The sequence below is a fragment of the Roseomonas rosulenta genome, from assembly GCF_016106005.1.
In the GTDB taxonomy this organism is placed as follows: Bacteria; Pseudomonadota; Alphaproteobacteria; order Acetobacterales; family Acetobacteraceae; genus Neoroseomonas; species Neoroseomonas rosulenta.
The window spans coordinates 19,528-33,981 of the sequence record NZ_JACADR010000017.1 but is presented as its reverse complement, the minus strand read 5'-3'; the positions used below and the strand labels follow the sequence as shown (position 1 = coordinate 33,981).

Below are 14,454 nucleotides of genomic sequence, written 5' to 3'. Positions count from 1 at the left end.
CGGGCCGTGCGGCGCCGGGCACCTCGGCCAGCATGGCGTCGCGCAGGCGCGTGGCCTCGGCGGCGACGGCCAGGTCGGGCAGCGCCGCGGCGCCGGGTGCGGGCCCCTGCCCGACACAGGCGGCGAGCAGCATCGCGCAGAGGCCGAGGACGAGGCGCAGGCTGCGGCAGGCGGGCATCGCGGCTCCATTGCGCACTGGCGGGCTTCGGAGAAGACTAGCCGGGCACGACGGTCGGGAACACAGCGCCATGCCTCGCCTCCTTGCCTTGCTTGTCGCCTGTTGCCTGGCGATGCCCGCCGCGGCGCAGCATCTGCGGATCGGCCTGACCTCCGACCCGGACGTGCTGGACCCGACCCTGTCGCGCACCGTGGCCGGCCGGCAGGTCTTCGCCGCCATGTGCGACAAGCTGGTCGACATCAACGAGCGGCTCGAAATCGTCCCGCAGCTCGCCACCGCCTGGCGCTGGGCGGAGGATGGCCGCGCGCTGGTCTTCACGCTGCGCGAGGGCGTGCGCTTCCACGACAACGAGCCGCTGACCGGCGAGGCGGCGGCAATCGGTCTCCGCCGGCACCTCGAGACCCCGGGCTCCACCCGCCGCGCCGAGATGGGCCCGGTGACCGAGGTGGTCGCGACTGGCCCGATGGAAGTCACGCTGCGCCTCTCCGAGCCCTTCGCGCCGCTGCTGGCGGCCCTGTCGGACCGCGCGGGCATGCTGGTCTCCCCGCGCCAGGCGCGCGTCACCGGCGCGGACTTCCAGCGCGAGCCCGCCTGCGCCGGCCCCTTCCGCCTGACCCGCCGCGTGGCGCAGGACCGGATGGAGCTCGAACGCTTCGAGGGCTACTGGGACCGCGCGAACATCCACTACGAGCGCGTCACCTATCGCCCCGTGACCGACGCCACCGTGCGGCTGGCCAACCTGCGCGCCGGCGCCCTCGAGGTCATCGAGCGCATCAGCCCCTCCGATGTCGGGGACGTCCGGCGCGACCAGCGGGTGCGGCTGCACCAGGGGCCCTCGCTCGCCACCTTCTACATCGCCATCAATGTCGGCAACGAACCGCGGTCGCAGACGCCGCTCGGCCAGGATGCCCGCGTGCGCGAGGCGCTGGAGCGCAGCATCGACCGCCAGGCACTGGTGAACGTGGCCTTCGAGGGACTCTGGGTGCCGGCCAACCAGGCCGTGCCGCCGGACCATCCCTTCTATGCGCGGTCCGTGCCCATGCCCGGGCGCGACGTGGCGCGCGCCCGCGCATTGCTGCGCGAAGCCGGCCACCAGCGCGTGCGCATCCGCCTGTCCGTGCCCAACACCACCGATTACGCGCAGGCCTCGGAAGTCATCCAGGCCATGGCGGCCGAGGCCGGCATCGACATCGAGATCCAGCAGGTCGAGACGGCGACGCTGCTCAACCAGTGGAGCGTGGGGGATTTCGAGGCGCTGATGATCCAGTGGTCGGGGCGCGTCGACCTCGATGGCAACATCTTCGCCTTCTACACCTGCAACGTGCCGCTGAACGGCGGGAAGTACTGCAATCCGGCGGTGGATGCGGCGTTGACCGAGGCACGGCGCAGCGTGGAGCCGGCGGTGCGCGCCGCGGCCTATGACCGCGCGGCGCGGATCTACCTGGCGGACCGGCCCTACATCAATCTCTGGCAGCCGCTCACGCTGCATGGCGCGCTGGCCGGCGTTCAGGGCTTGCGCGTGGTGCCGGATGGCCTCATTCGCGTGCAGGGAATGCGGGGGACACGCTGAGATGAGTGGAACGATGCGCGCGGCAGTGGTGACGGCTGAGGGCGTGAAGGTGCAGGAGGCACCGCGCCCCACGCCAGGCCCGGAAGAAGTGCTGGTGCGCGTGCGCGCGGCCACGCTGAACCGTGCCGACCTTGGCGTGGCGGCGGGTGGCTCGCACGGTTCAATGGGCGGCGCGGGCACCATCCTCGGCCTGGATTTTGCCGGTGAGGTTGCCGCGGTGGGCAGCGCCGTGACCGGCGTGAAGGAAGGCGACCGCGTGACCTGCTCGGGTGCGGGCGGCTATGCCGAATACGCCGTGGCCGATATCGGGCGCGTGCTGCCGGTGCCGGACCGCAACCTCTCCTGGGAACAGGCGGCGACGCTGCCCGTCGCGCTCGCCACCATGCACGACGCGCTGGTGGTGAACGGGCGGTTCAAGGCGGGCGAGAGTGCCATGATCCTCGGCGCGTCGTCGGGCGTCGGGCTGATGGGGATGCAGATCGCGAAGTTCCTCGGCGCGACGGTGGTGGTCGGCACCTCCACCGACCCGGCGCGGCGCGCGCGGCTCAGCGAATTCGGCGCCGACGTCGCGGTGGACACGAAGGATGCCGGCTGGGTGGACCAGGTGCTGGCCGCGACCGGCGGGCGCGGCGTGGATGTGGTGGTAGATCAGGTCAGCGGCGCGCTCATCAATGCCGCGATGCGCGCCACCGCCATCACCGGGCGGATCGTGAATGTCGGTCGCCTCGGCGGCGGCCGCGCGGAATTCGATTTCGACCTGCACGCCAATCGGCGCATCGCCTATATCGGCGTCACGCATCGCACGCGGTCGCGCGAGGAGATCCGCGCCGAATACGCCGCCATGAAGCGTGACCTGTGGGGGGCCGTGCAGGACGGCCGCTTCGCGCTGCCGATCGACCGCGTCTTCCCGCTCGAGCAGGCCGTCGAGGCGCTGGCCCACATGAAGGCCAACCGGCATTTCGGCAAGATCGCGCTGTCCATCTGAGGGGTTCGCGCCATGCATGACCTGGTGATCCGCGGCGGCACGGTGGTGGATGGCACCGGCTCGCCGCCGATCGAAGCCGATGTCGCGATCGCGGGCGGACGCATCGTGGCGGTCGGCCGCGTCGCGGATCGCGGCGCCGAGGAGATCGACGCCAAGGGCCTGCTGGTGACCCCCGGCTTCGTCGACATCCACACGCATTACGACGCGCAGGCGACATGGAGCGAGCGACTGGTCTCGTCGTCCATCAACGGCGTCACCACCGCGCTGATCGGCAATTGCGGCGTGGGCTTCGCACCCTGCCGGCCGGAGAAGCGCGAGGCACTGGTCAAGCTCATGGAGGGTGTGGAGGACCTGCCCGAGGTCGTGCTGACCGAGGGCCTGCCCTGGGCCTGGGAATCCTTCCCCGACTACCTGGATTTCCTCGGCCGGCGCCGCTTCGACACCGACATTGCCGCGATGGTCACCCATGCGCCGCTGCGCGTTCACGTGATGGGCGAGCGGGCGGAAGCCCATGCGGAAGCCACGCCCGCCGAATGCGCGGAGATGGCGCGGCTTGCAGCCGAAGGGCTGGCCGCGGGCGCGGTCGGCATCTCGACCTCGCGTGCCTTGGCGCATCGTACGTTGGATGGGCGGCATATTCCCACGCTCGGCGCGCCCGAGGCCGAGCTCGAAGCCCTGGCCGGCGCCCTGCGCGCGCATGGCAGCGGCTGGCTGCAGGTGATCTCGGATTTCGACGACCCGGCGGAGGAGGAATTCGCGCGCCTGAAGCGCGTCGCGGCGGTGGCGGGCCGCCCCCTCACCTTCTCCCTGCTGCAGCGGGAATCGAAGCCGCGCTTCTGGCGCTGGCTGCTGGAGCGCGTGGACGAGGCGAATGCATCGGGCGTGACGATGCTCGGCCAGGTGATGGGCCGCCCGGTCGGGCTGATGTTCGGCTTCGAATTGTCGCAGCACCCCTTCCTGACGCGCCCGTCCTTCCGCGAGGTGGCGCATCTGCCGCTCGATCAGCGGATCGCCGCGCTGCGTGACCCGGCGCGGCGTGCGCGCATCCTGGCGGAAGCCACCGAGGATCCGGCGCTGAAGGCGCGGCTGAACAACTGGGACAAGATCTTCCCGCTCGGCGACCCGCCCGACTACGAGCCGCCGCCGGAGCGATCCGTCGCCGCCATGGCGGCCGCGCGCGGCATGACGGCCGAGGCGCTGTGCTACGACCTGATGCTGGAGCGCGACGGCCGCGCCATCCTGAACCGCCCGCTGCTGAACTATGCCGATGGCGACCTGGCCGCGATCCGCGAGATGATGACGCACCCGCACACGCTGATGGGCCTTGGCGATGGCGGCGCGCATGTCGGCTACATCTGCGACGCCTCCTGCATGACGCATATGCTGGTGCACTGGGCGCGGGATCGCACGCGCGGGCCGCGCCTGCCGATCGAGCAGGCGGTGCGCCGCATCAGCCGCGACAATGCGGTGGCAATGGGGCTGGCGGATCGTGGCGTTGTCGCGCCGGGCATGAAGGCGGACCTCAACGTGATCGACTTCGCGCGGCTGCGCATGCGCGCGCCCGAGATGCGCTACGACCTGCCCGCCGGCGGCAAGCGCCTGGTGCAGGAGGCGGAAGGCTATGTCGCCACGGTACTGTCCGGCGCCGTCACCTACCGCGAGGGCGAGGCGACCGGGGCCCTGCCCGGCCGCCTGGTGCGTGGGCCGCTGCGCGCGGCGTGATCGCGTCGCCGCGCCGCGGCGGCGGCTCGGGCGTCAGGCCCAGGCTTCCTCGAGCGTAAGCGGGCGCGGCATCAGCCCCTGCGCCGCGCACCAGCGCGAGGCGAGGTCAATCGCCGGGGCCAGCGCCTCGCGTGTCGTCGTCGCGGGCCCGAAGATCCGGAGCAGTTCGGCCATGACAGCCGCGTCCTTGGCGATCTCCGCGCGCACCACCACAAGGTGGTTCACCGGCACGAAGCCGTGGCGCGCCTGGAAGTCGCGCCCCGCTGCCGCGACATCCGGGAAGACCGGGCGGAACTCATTCCCGGCGGGCAGCTCCGCGCCGAAGATCGCGGCGTCCAACGCACCGTCGCGCAGCATCGCCGTCATGTCGGCGCCGGCCGGCGCGCGCCGCGCGAAGGGCGGGTCGGTGAAGCCCGGGACATGCGCCTCCTCGAAGGTGGTCCAGGCGATAGACTTGGGGGCCACGCCATGCGCCTCGGCCAGCACGCCGCGCAGCCACATCCCCGTGGTCTGGCTGTAGGCCCGCACACCCACGCGCTTGCCGGCCAGGTCGGCGGGCCCGCGGATGGCGCTTTCGGCGCGGCAGAGCAGCGCGCCCTCCTGGAAGCGTGCCGCCATCACCACCGGCAGCAGCACGATGGGAATGCCGGCGGCCTTGGCCATCAGGAAGGTGGCGATCGCCATCTCGCTGACGTCGTAGCGCGCCTCGCGCACCATCGGCGCGAAGGCGCGGCTGATGGGCTTCACCGTCACGCGATCGAGTTGCACGAGATCGGAGACCGGCAGCGCCGCGGTGTGCGGATAGTCGCCGAGCGCGGCGCTGAGCACGCGCGCGCTCACGCGCCGACCTCGGCGAAGAAGGCCTCCACCTTGGCGTTGAAGGCGGCGGCGTGCTCGAAATGCCCTGAATGGCCTGCCTTGGGCAGCGGCGAGACACGCGCGCCGGGAATCTCCGGCGCCATGCCGGCCGGGGCGAAGGGCGGGATCACCACGTCCTCCTCGCAGGGCACGAAGAGCACGGGCGTCTGCGCGGCGGCGAAGGCCGCGGGCGGGCGGTTGCGCGCGGCGTGCAGGCGGGCGCGCACCGCCTCCCGGTCGAAGCCCTGCGTCAGGCCGTTGATGTGGGTGTAGAGCTGGTGCAGCGCAGGCTGTTCCTCCGCCATGCGGGCCCCAGCGGCGGGCAGGATGTCGCGCGCCAGCAGGTCCGACCGCGCGGCGGCGCTATCGCGCGACCAGGTCTCGAGTCGGCCGCGCTCGGGCTGGCGCATCTGCCGCGGGTCGAGCGAACCCGTCGTCGCGGCCAGCACCAGCGCCTTGACCCGCCCGGGGCGCAGCAGCGCGTATTCCACCCCCGACCAGCCGCCCATGGACTGGCAGACCATGCGGATATCGCCGAGTTCCAGCGCATCCACCAGCGCGGCCACGTCGCCCGCATACTCCGCCGGGTCCGGCCCGCCCGCCGGCGCTGTCGAGGGGAAGAAGCCCCGATGCGAGAAGGCCACGCAGGTGTAGCGCGTCGCGAAATGCGCCGCCTGCTGCCACCAGGAGAACAGGCACCCGCCCAGCCCATGCGCGAAGACGATGGCGGGCCCCTGCCCCGTCACCTCGTAGCGGATGCGCGCATCGGGGCGCTCGATCCATCCGGCGCGGCGCGGCGGTGCGGCGAAGCTCACGCGAGGCTCTCCACGACATGCGGGAAGACCGACTGGTAGCCCTCGCCCCAGGTGATCTTCTTGTCGGAGTTGCGCGCCGCCTGGGCGCCACGCTGCTGGGCGACGCGGGTGTAGTACTCCCAAAGATGCTCCTGCCCGGCCATGCATTCGATGGCGGCGCGCTTCTGCGGCCAGGCGGGGCCGATATCGAGCAGCACGTCGGGCTTCCAGCCGCATTGCTCGGGCTGGTGCGGTTCGAACAGGAAGACCGGCGGGGCGCCCAGCACCTTCTGGCCGGGATTATGGCCATGCGCCTGCGCGGTGATGCGCGCGTGCTGCGCGAAGTCGGTCACCGCCGGGTGGTCGCGGTTGTAGATGTCCTCCTTGCTGTGGGTCAGCACGAAGGCGGGATGGATGTCGCGGTACACATCCACCAGCCGGAACAGCGACTCATTGGTGAGGGTGATGGGGTAGTCGCCCAGGTCCCAGAACTGGATGTCGTGCACGCCCAGCACCTCGGCGGCCTTCTTCGCCTCGGCCTCGCGCTCGGCCTTCACGCGTTCCAGCGTCATGCCCGGCACGCGCCACAGCTTCGCGGATTCGCCCCGCTCGCCATAGGACAGGCAGACTACCGTCACCTTCCAGCCCTGGGCGGCATGGAGCGCGATCGCGCCGCCGGCGCGCCAGACGAAATCGGCGGAATGGGCGGACACCACCAGGGCTGTCTTGGACATGGGGATTCTCCAGAGTCGCGAACCGGGGCGCAGTCTGGCGGGAGGCGGCGCGCGCGCCTAGGCTGGCCGGACCGGAAACAGCAGAGAGCCGCCCGCCCGCCATGGCCAGCACGCCCGACAGCTTCGACTACGTCATCGTCGGCGCCGGCGCCGCCGGGTCCATCCTGGCCGCACGCCTGACCGAGGACCCCGGCGTCACCGTCTGCGTGCTGGAGGCCGGGCCGCCCGACCGCAACTTCTTCATCCACCTGCCGGCCGGCTTCATCAAGACGCTGGTGGACCCCTCGGTCACCTGGCAGTTCAAGACCGCGCCGACCGAACGCACCGGCGGGCGCGGCATCGCCACCACGCAGGGGCGCACGCTGGGCGGATCATCTTCCGTCAACGGCATGATCTACAATCGCGGACAGCCCAACGACCTCAATTCCTGGGCGCAGCGTGGCAATCGGGGCTGGGGCTATGCCGACTGCCTGCCCTACTACATGCGCACCGAGAAGCGGATCGGCGTCGGCCGGGACGACCGCCGCGGGCGCGAGGGCGCGCTGCCGGTGACCGACATGGACTGGATCCACCCGTTGAGCGAGGCCTTCATCGAGGGCTGCATCGGCGCCGGCGTGCCCCGCGCGCCCGACTACAACAGCGGCGACCAGGCCGGCGTGGGCTACTTCCAGCGCGTCATCCAGGGGGGCTGGCGCGTCTCGGCCGCGCGCGCCTTCCTACACCCGGCCATGGTGCGCAAGGAACTCGAGGTGCGCACCAATGCGCGCGCCTGTGGCATCGTCTTCGAGGGTCGCCGCGCGGTGGGCGTGCGCTACCTGACCGAGCGCGGCGGCACGCCCATCGAGGTGCGGGCGCGGCGCGAAGTGATCGTCTCCGCCGGCACGGCGAACACGGCGCGGCTGCTGCAGCTCTCGGGTATCGGCCCGGCCGCGACGCTGGCGCGCATCGGCGTGCCGGTCTTCCACGAATTGCCGGTCGGCGAGAATTTCCGCGACCACTACGCCTCGCGCCTGGTCATGCGCGCGAAGCCGGGCGTCGAGACGCTGAACCAGCTCGGGCGGGGCCTCGGCCTCGTGAAGCAGCTCGCACGCTGGGCGACCGGCAAGCCGTCCATCCTCGCGACCGCGCCATCCCATGTGCACCTGTTCTGGAAGTCCTTCGAGGGGCTGGACGAGCCGGACCTGCAGGGCGTCTTCACCCCCGGCTCCTATGCCGAGGGCAAGGTCTATGTGCTGGACGACTATCCGGGCTGCACCGCCGGCGCCTGGCAGCACCGCCCCGACAGCGTCGGCTGGGTGCGCGCGAAATCGGCCGATGTCTTCGAGGATCCGGAGATCCAGCCGAACTACCTCAGCGACGAGAACGATCGCCGCGTCCACCTGGGCGGCATCCGGCTGATCCGCCGCCTGCTGCACACGCCGCAGATGATGCGGTTCCTGGAACGCGAGACCCTGCCGGGCGTGAATGTCGAGCGCGACGACGAGCTGCTCGACTTCGCCTACCGCAACGGCACCACGACCTATCACCTGATCGGCACCTGCCGCATGGGGCCGGAGACCGACACGACCTCGGTGGTGAACGACCGGCTGCTCGTGCATGGACTGGAAGGGCTGCGCGTGGTTGATGCCTCCGTGATGCCCACCATGCCCTCGGCAAACACCTATGCGACGACGATGATGATCGCGGAGAAGGCCTCGGATTTCATCCGCGGCCGGGCGCCCCTGCCGGCGGCGGAAGCGGCGTGAGCGCCCGCCCCTGGTCCTTCGACCAGCCCGTCGCCTCGCGCGGGTATCGCTGGTGGTATGTCGATGCGCTGTCCGATGACGGGACGCATGGCATCACCATCATCGCCTTCATCGGCACGGTGTTCTCGCCCTGGTATGCCTGGGCGCATCGGCGCGGCGAGGTGGACCCGGCCGAGCATTGCTGCATGAACGTGGCGCTCTATGGCACGCCGAAGCGCTGGGCGATGACGGACCGCCGCGCCAGCGCGCTGAAGCGTGATGCGGATACGCTCGCCATTGGCCCGTCGTCGCTGCGCTGGGATGGCACGGCGCTGACGATCGGCATCGAGGAAGTGACGGCGCCGATCCCCTCCCGCCTGTCAGGCACGGTGCGCGTGCTGCCCGATGCCGTGTCGGATCGCGCCTTCGTCCTGGATGGCGCCGGGCGGCACCGCTGGCAGCCCATCGCCGCGCGGGCGCGGGTGGAGGTGGCGCTGACGCACCCCGCCCTGTCCTGGTCCGGGCCGGCCTATTTCGACACCAACACCGGCACCGCGCCGCTCGAGGACGACTTCGCCGAATGGGACTGGTGCCGCGCGCCGATGCGCGATGCGACGGCGGTGCTCTACAACGCGACGCGGCGCAATGGTTCGCATCAGTCGCTGGCGCTGCGTGTCGGGCAAGACGGCAGCGTGGAGGATTTCGAACCGCCGCCACCGGCCCGCATGACGCAGACGCTATGGCGCCTGCCACGCCCCACGCGCGCCGAGGGCGGCCAGGCCACCGCGACGCGCACGCTGGTCGATGCACCCTTCTATTCGCGATCGGAAATCCGCACGCGGCTGCTCGGCCAGGACGCGACGGCGGTGCATGAATACCTGAACCTGCGGCGCTTCCGCTCGCCGATCCTGTATTCGATGCTGCCCTTCAGGGTGCCCCGGACGCTGCGCTGAGCGCGTGCTCGGCGCGCCAGCCGACATCGAGGGTCGCGACCTCCCCGAAGGTCGCGCGCTGCGCCATGGCGGCGCGGATGATCGGCCAGGTGGTGAAGGTCATGGTCAGAAAGGGCATCGGGTCGCGCGCGCTCCAGGTCACGTCGGGCGTGGTGACCAGCGCACGTAGCTTGGGCAGGAAGCCGCCGCCGCGGAACAGCGAGAGCTGCGTCTCGGTCAGGCAGGAATAGAATTGCTGCAGGCGCGGCGATGCGCGGTGGCGCAGCGGATGCGCCGGGTCGATCACGGCGCGCGCGAGGTCCTCGACCTCGAAGAAATGCAGGCCGCTGGTGGTGCGCGGGTTGCACTCGATCGCGAAGGGCTGCCCCCGTCCATCCAGCATGAAATCGAAGGAGAGGAAGCCCGTCCAGCGCGTGGCGGCGGCGTAGTCGCGCACGAAGGCCTCGATCAGCGGGTCCTGCACGCGTTCGAAGGCGATGCTGACCGAGCCCGACTGCATCACGCCCTGGTAGACGACGGTGCCGCTGACCAAGCCGTCATGCACGAGGGAGCAGGTGCTGCGCTCGATGCCGAGGACGCGCGCCTGCACGATCGCTGGCGCATCGGGTTCGGCGGGTGGCAGCGCCGCACCACGCGCGATGAGGCGCACGCCGCGCCCCGAACACGCATGCAGCGGCTTCACCACCACGTCCTGTTCCGCGGCCAGTGCGGCGGCCTGCTCGCTGCCGAGCGGATGGGTGCGCGGCACGGACAGCCCCCAGGCCGCCGACTGCGCGGCGAAACTGCCCTTGTCGTGCGCGGCGAGCACGGCGTCCTGCGGCATGGCAAAGAGCCGCGTGCGCGCCGGCAGGCGGCCATGCAGCGCGGCGACGTGCACCACCTCCTCCGAGACCGGCACGACCAGATCGACGGCATCCTCCTCCACCACGCGCAGCAGGTCGCGCAGATAGGCCTCGCGGTCCGTCGCCGGCGCGGTGACCTGCACGCTGCGCGCCACGGTATTCGACGCGCCGGCCAGATGCCGCTTGAAGGGTTCCGCGACCACGACGCGCCAGCCCGCCGCATGGAAGGCGCGCGCCAGGTCCAGCGCCTTGGGCAGCCGTCCCAGGGTAAGGAGGACGGTTCTCATCGCGCCGGCGTCACGGTGACCATGATCTGCCCGACCGGGCGCGTGGTCAGCCGGGCCGCCGGGCGCACCGACTCCGGCGCGGCCACATGGAAGTCGAAGCGGCGGAACAGGCGCGCGACCAGCAGCACCGCCTCCACCTGCGCGAAGGCCGCGCCAGCGCAGACGCGCGGGCCGATGCCGAAGGGGATGTAGGCGCCCGTGGTCATCTCGGCCTCGCGGTCGAACCGGTCGGGGTCGAAGATGTGCGGGTTGCGCCAGTAGGCGTTGTGGCGGTGCAGCACCCAGGGCGCGACCATCACCAGGGCGCCGCGCTTCACGCGGTACCCGTCCAGCGAGGTCGCGACATTCGCCACGCGCGGCAGGAAGGTGATCGGCGGATAGAGCCGCAGCGTCTCGCGGAAGATGTTGCGGATGAAGGGCAGCTTGCGCGTGTGCTCGAAGGTGATGGGCCCATCGCCGCACACCTCCGCGATCTCCGCGCGCAGGCGCGCGACGAGCGCAGGCTGGGTGGCCAGGATGAAGAACACCCAGGTCAGCGCGCTGGCACTCGTCTCGTGCCCTGCCAGGAACAGCACGCCGAGCTGGTCGATCAGTTCCTCGCGCGTGAAGGCACGGCCCTCGATGTCGCGCGCCTCGATCACCGCCTGGCAGATGTCGTCGAAGGACGCACCTTCAGCCAGGTGCGTGTCGAGCAGCGCGCCGAGATGTCCGCGGATCAGCGTGCAGGCATCCAGCACATGCTGCTTCTGCGGAATGCGCGTCCAGGCGCGGTCCATGATCAGGCGGCGGATCTCGACCTGCGCGACCGAGCGCTCGAAGTCGGTGAAGGCGTCGAAGACCTCGTGCGCGACCTGGCTCTCGAGGCTGGTGGAGAAGACCGTGCGGCAGATGATGTCCGCCGTGAGGTGGCTCATCATCAGGTCGAGGGAGAAGGGCGCGGCGCTGCGCGCGAGCGTCTCCTCCGCCGCAGCCGCGCCGGCCTCCATCGCGGGAAAGGCGCGGTTGACGCGCATCATGGTCAGCGCCGGGTCGATCATGGCGCGCTGGCGCCGCCAGGTGTCGCCGGAGGAGACGAAGATCGAATCGCCGATCAGCGGGTCGAGTGCCTCCACCATGAGGTCGGATTTCGGGAAGATGCCTTCCGGATCGGCCAGCACATGCCGCACGAGGTCCGGCCGGTTCACGATGATGGTCGATCGCCGCGACCATCCCAGCGGGCCGATCGGCATGCGATAGGCCTCGGCCGGCAGCAGGCCGAGCAGGTTGCCCTCCCCCTCGAGCATGGCGCGGATGAGCGCGATGACCGCCGGCAGGGAGCGCGGATGCGGCGGCTCGAAGGGCGCCCAGGGCGCCGTGGTGACCGCGAGCGCCGCGCTCATTGCGGCCGTCTCGCACGACGCGGCGAACCGCCGCTTTCTGGGCGCTTCACGACCGGCGCACGTCCCTTGCAACTGCGCCATTCCGTTGCTTGACAGCCGCATCTGTCAAGCCTGATTGTCGGCCCAAAGCGCGAGGGCCATCGAAGATGGAACTTCTCCTGTTCCACAGCCTGGTCGCCGCCCACATCGTGACGGGCGCGACGGGTGCACTGGCCTTCTGGGTCCCGGTGATCGGCCGCAAGGGCGGTGCCAATCACCGCTGGTGGGGGCGGCTGTTCAACCGCTGCATGCTCGTTACCGGCTGCCTTGCGATGTGCATGGCGAGCCTCACGCTGATCGACCCGATCGGCACGCATCCGAACCTGGAAGGCCGTTTCGAGCCATCCTTCCTGCGCGGCATCTTCGGCTGGATGATGCTCACCACCGGGCTGCTGACCGTGAACCTCGCCTGGTATGGCTGGCTCGCGGTGCTGAACAAGCGCGGCGGGCATGAGCGCAACCGCACGCCGCTCAACATCGCGCTGCAGTACCTGCTGCTGCTCGCCGCGCTGAACTGCGCGCTGCAGGGCTGGCTGATCGGACAGCCGCTGATGTACGGCATCGCCGTCGTGGGCGTCGCGACGGTGGTGACCAATCTGCGCTTCCTATGGGCCTCGTCGCCCGGGCCGACCTATTGGCTGAAGGAACACGTGAAGGCATTGGTCGGCGCGGGCATCTCCGTCTACACCGCCTTCATGGCATTCGGTTCGGTGCGCATCCTGCCGGAGCTGGCGCTGCATCCCATCATGTGGGCGATCCCATGCGCCACGGGCATCGGCATCATCCTGTGGCATTGGCGCGCGGTGGACCGGCAATTCGCCGCGCGCCGCGCCGTCGCTGCCTGAGGCCGCATGGCTGAACCGCGAGTCATCGTCGTCGGTGCGGGCATGGGCGGGCTCGCGGCCGCCGCCGACCTCGCACGGCGCGGGGCACGGGTGACGGTGCTGGACCGCGCATCCGCCCCCGGCGGCAAGATGCGCCGGGTCGAGGTCGATGGCGTGGGCATCGACGGCGGCCCCACCGTCTTCACGATGAAGTGGATCTTCGACGGGCTGTTCGGCGACGCCGGGCAGCGGTTGGAGGATCACCTGGTCCTGCACGAGGCGGGGATCATCGCCCGGCATGCCTGGCGGCGCGGCGGGCAGCTCGACCTGTTTGCCGACGTGGCGCGGTCCGCCGAGGCGATCGGCGATTTCGCCGGCGCGCGCGAAGCCGCGGCCTATCGCGCCTTCTGCACGCGCGCACAGGGCATCTACCGCACGCTGGTCGGCCCCTTCATCGCCTCGGAACGTCCGTCGCAGTTCGACCTGGTGCGGCGGATCGGCTTCGCGCATGTGGACCGGCTGGTGCGCACATCGCCCTTCGCGACGCTGTGGAACGCGCTCGGCGAGCATTTTGCCGACCAGCGGCTGCGGCAGTTGTTCGCCCGCTACGCCACCTATGTCGGCTGCTCCCCCTTCCTCGCCCCCGCCACGCTGATGCTGATCGCGCATGTCGAACAGGACGGCGTCTGGCTGGTCGAGGGCGGCATGCGGCGCGTGGCCGAGGCCGTGCGTGGCCTCGCGGAATCGCAGGGGGCGACGTTCCGCTTCGGCGTCGAGGTGCGGCGCATCCTTGTGGCACGCGGCCGCGCCACCGGTGTCGAGCTGTCCGATGGGGAGCGCATCGAGGCCGACGCCGTGGTGTTCAACGGCGCGCCGGATGCGCTGGCGGCCGGGCTGCTCGGCGACGGCGCGCGCGCCGCGGCCGAGCCCGTGCCGCGCGAGGCGCGCACGCTTTCCGCCGTGACCTGGTGCATGCACGCCCCCACCGAGGGCTTTGCGCTCGACCACCACAATGTCTTCTTCGCCGAGGACTACCAGGCGGAGTTCGAGACGATCTTCCGCCGCCGCGCGATCGTGCCGGCGCCGACCGTCTATGTCTGCGCGCAGGATCGCGGCGGCGCGGAACGCCCGACCCCCGGCGCGCGCGAACGCCTGCTGCTGCTGGTCAACGCACCGCCGGATGGCGACCGCGCGCCGATGGACCGCGCCGCGACCGAAGCCGTGGGCGAGCGCGCCTTCGCCGTGCTGCGCGACTGCGGCCTGACGGTGCGGCGCGAAGCGGGCGCGGAGGTGGCGACGACACCTGCCGGCTTCCATGCGCTGTTTCCCGCCACGGGCGGGGCGCTCTATGGCCGGCTCGGGCACGGCTTCAACGGCAGCTTCGCGCGGCCCGGGGCACGCAGCGGCGTGGCGGGCCTGTACCTGGCCGGCGGCGGCGTCCATCCCGGCCCGGGCGTGCCGATGGCGACCATGTCCGGCCGTCTGGCAGCGGCACGGCTGCTGGAAGACCGTGCCGGCCGGCGCCGCAGCGTGATCGCGATGAAGGTGGGCCGGTAGCGCGCGAT

Annotated in this window: 12 protein-coding genes; 7 read left to right on the top strand and 5 right to left on the bottom strand. The window is 71.2% G+C overall.

The window, feature by feature from the left end:
• Window positions 1-248: 248 nt before the first annotated feature.
• Genes HW578_RS04510 through HW578_RS04500 form a run of 3 tightly spaced genes read left to right on the top strand, consistent with a single transcriptional unit; the run spans window position 249 to window position 4,455 of the window.
• A complete protein-coding gene (locus HW578_RS04510; protein ID WP_198369347.1) occupies window positions 249-1,748 on the top strand; it encodes an ABC transporter substrate-binding protein in 1,500 nt (499 codons plus the stop codon).
• 1 nt (window position 1,749) lies between these two features.
• Window positions 1,750-2,733 carry a zinc-binding dehydrogenase gene (locus HW578_RS04505; RefSeq protein WP_198369346.1) on the top strand — a complete coding sequence of 328 codons (984 nt, stop codon included), beginning with the start codon at window positions 1,750-1,752 and terminating at the stop codon, window positions 2,731-2,733.
• A 12-nt stretch (window positions 2,734-2,745) separates the two neighbouring features.
• Window positions 2,746-4,455, top strand: a complete 1,710-nt coding sequence (locus tag HW578_RS04500) for an N-acyl-D-amino-acid deacylase family protein (protein WP_198369345.1) — start codon at window positions 2,746-2,748, stop codon at window positions 4,453-4,455.
• Between the two features lie 33 nt (window positions 4,456-4,488).
• Here HW578_RS04500 and HW578_RS04495 read toward each other — a convergent pair whose 3' ends face one another.
• From HW578_RS04495 to HW578_RS04485, 3 genes are read right to left on the bottom strand one after another with little or no spacing between them, the layout of a single operon-like run.
• A complete protein-coding gene (locus tag HW578_RS04495; protein WP_198369344.1) occupies window positions 4,489-5,295 on the bottom strand; it encodes an ABC transporter substrate-binding protein in 807 nt (268 codons plus the stop codon).
• Window positions 5,292-6,128 carry an alpha/beta fold hydrolase gene (locus HW578_RS04490; protein WP_198369343.1) on the bottom strand — a complete coding sequence of 279 codons (837 nt, stop codon included), beginning with the start codon at window positions 6,126-6,128 and terminating at the stop codon, window positions 5,292-5,294. The genes HW578_RS04495 and HW578_RS04490 overlap by 4 nt, the downstream gene beginning before the upstream one ends.
• Complete coding sequence (locus HW578_RS04485) at window positions 6,125-6,841, bottom strand: PIG-L deacetylase family protein (protein WP_198369342.1); 717 nt, start codon at window positions 6,839-6,841, stop codon at window positions 6,125-6,127. The genes HW578_RS04490 and HW578_RS04485 overlap by 4 nt, the downstream gene beginning before the upstream one ends.
• 101 nt (window positions 6,842-6,942) lie before the next feature.
• Here HW578_RS04485 and HW578_RS04480 point away from each other — a divergent pair, with 101 nt between their 5' ends.
• Together HW578_RS04480 and HW578_RS04475 are read left to right on the top strand one after the other, a co-directional pair.
• Window positions 6,943-8,586, top strand: a complete 1,644-nt coding sequence (locus HW578_RS04480) for a GMC family oxidoreductase (RefSeq protein WP_198369341.1) — start codon at window positions 6,943-6,945, stop codon at window positions 8,584-8,586.
• Window positions 8,583-9,518, top strand: a complete 936-nt coding sequence (locus HW578_RS04475; protein ID WP_369407819.1) for a carotenoid 1,2-hydratase — start codon at window positions 8,583-8,585, stop codon at window positions 9,516-9,518. The genes HW578_RS04480 and HW578_RS04475 overlap by 4 nt, the downstream gene beginning before the upstream one ends.
• Here HW578_RS04475 and HW578_RS04470 read toward each other — a convergent pair.
• Together HW578_RS04470 and HW578_RS04465 are read right to left on the bottom strand one after the other, a co-directional pair.
• A complete protein-coding gene (locus HW578_RS04470) occupies window positions 9,493-10,647 on the bottom strand; it encodes an ATP-grasp domain-containing protein (protein ID WP_198369340.1) in 1,155 nt (384 codons plus the stop codon). The two genes, HW578_RS04475 and HW578_RS04470, sit on opposite strands and share 26 nt — an antisense overlap.
• Entirely contained in the window at window positions 10,644-12,026 is a 1,383-nt protein-coding gene (locus HW578_RS04465; protein WP_198369339.1) for a cytochrome P450, read from the bottom strand. The genes HW578_RS04470 and HW578_RS04465 overlap by 4 nt, the downstream gene beginning before the upstream one ends.
• A gap of 146 nt (window positions 12,027-12,172) precedes the next feature.
• On the opposite strand from HW578_RS04465, the gene HW578_RS04460 reads away from it, so the two are divergent.
• Window positions 12,173-12,910, top strand: coding sequence for a hypothetical protein (locus HW578_RS04460; protein ID WP_198369338.1), 738 nt, complete (start codon window positions 12,173-12,175; stop codon window positions 12,908-12,910).
• 6 nt (window positions 12,911-12,916) lie between these two features.
• A complete protein-coding gene (crtD, locus tag HW578_RS04455) occupies window positions 12,917-14,446 on the top strand; it encodes a 1-hydroxycarotenoid 3,4-desaturase CrtD (RefSeq protein ID WP_198369337.1) in 1,530 nt (509 codons plus the stop codon).
• Window positions 14,447-14,454: the final 8 nt, after the last annotated feature.

What these genes read in the sequence shown, in the direction of transcription:
- crtD (WP_198369337.1), top strand. Translation starts at nt 12,917, where the DNA reads ATGGCTGAACCGCGAGTCATCGTCGTCGGTGCGGGCATGGGCGGGCTC.
- HW578_RS04465 (WP_198369339.1), bottom strand. Translation starts at nt 12,026, where the DNA reads ATGAGCGCGGCGCTCGCGGTCACCACGGCGCCCTGGGCGCCCTTCGAG.
- HW578_RS04485 (WP_198369342.1), bottom strand. Translation starts at nt 6,841, where the DNA reads ATGTCCAAGACAGCCCTGGTGGTGTCCGCCCATTCCGCCGATTTCGTC.
- HW578_RS04470 (WP_198369340.1), bottom strand. Translation starts at nt 10,647, where the DNA reads ATGAGAACCGTCCTCCTTACCCTGGGACGGCTGCCCAAGGCGCTGGAC.
- HW578_RS04510 (WP_198369347.1), top strand. Translation starts at nt 249, where the DNA reads ATGCCTCGCCTCCTTGCCTTGCTTGTCGCCTGTTGCCTGGCGATGCCC.
- HW578_RS04460 (WP_198369338.1), top strand. Translation starts at nt 12,173, where the DNA reads ATGGAACTTCTCCTGTTCCACAGCCTGGTCGCCGCCCACATCGTGACG.
- HW578_RS04500 (WP_198369345.1), top strand. Translation starts at nt 2,746, where the DNA reads ATGCATGACCTGGTGATCCGCGGCGGCACGGTGGTGGATGGCACCGGC.
- HW578_RS04505 (WP_198369346.1), top strand. Translation starts at nt 1,750, where the DNA reads ATGAGTGGAACGATGCGCGCGGCAGTGGTGACGGCTGAGGGCGTGAAG.
- HW578_RS04480 (WP_198369341.1), top strand. Translation starts at nt 6,943, where the DNA reads ATGGCCAGCACGCCCGACAGCTTCGACTACGTCATCGTCGGCGCCGGC.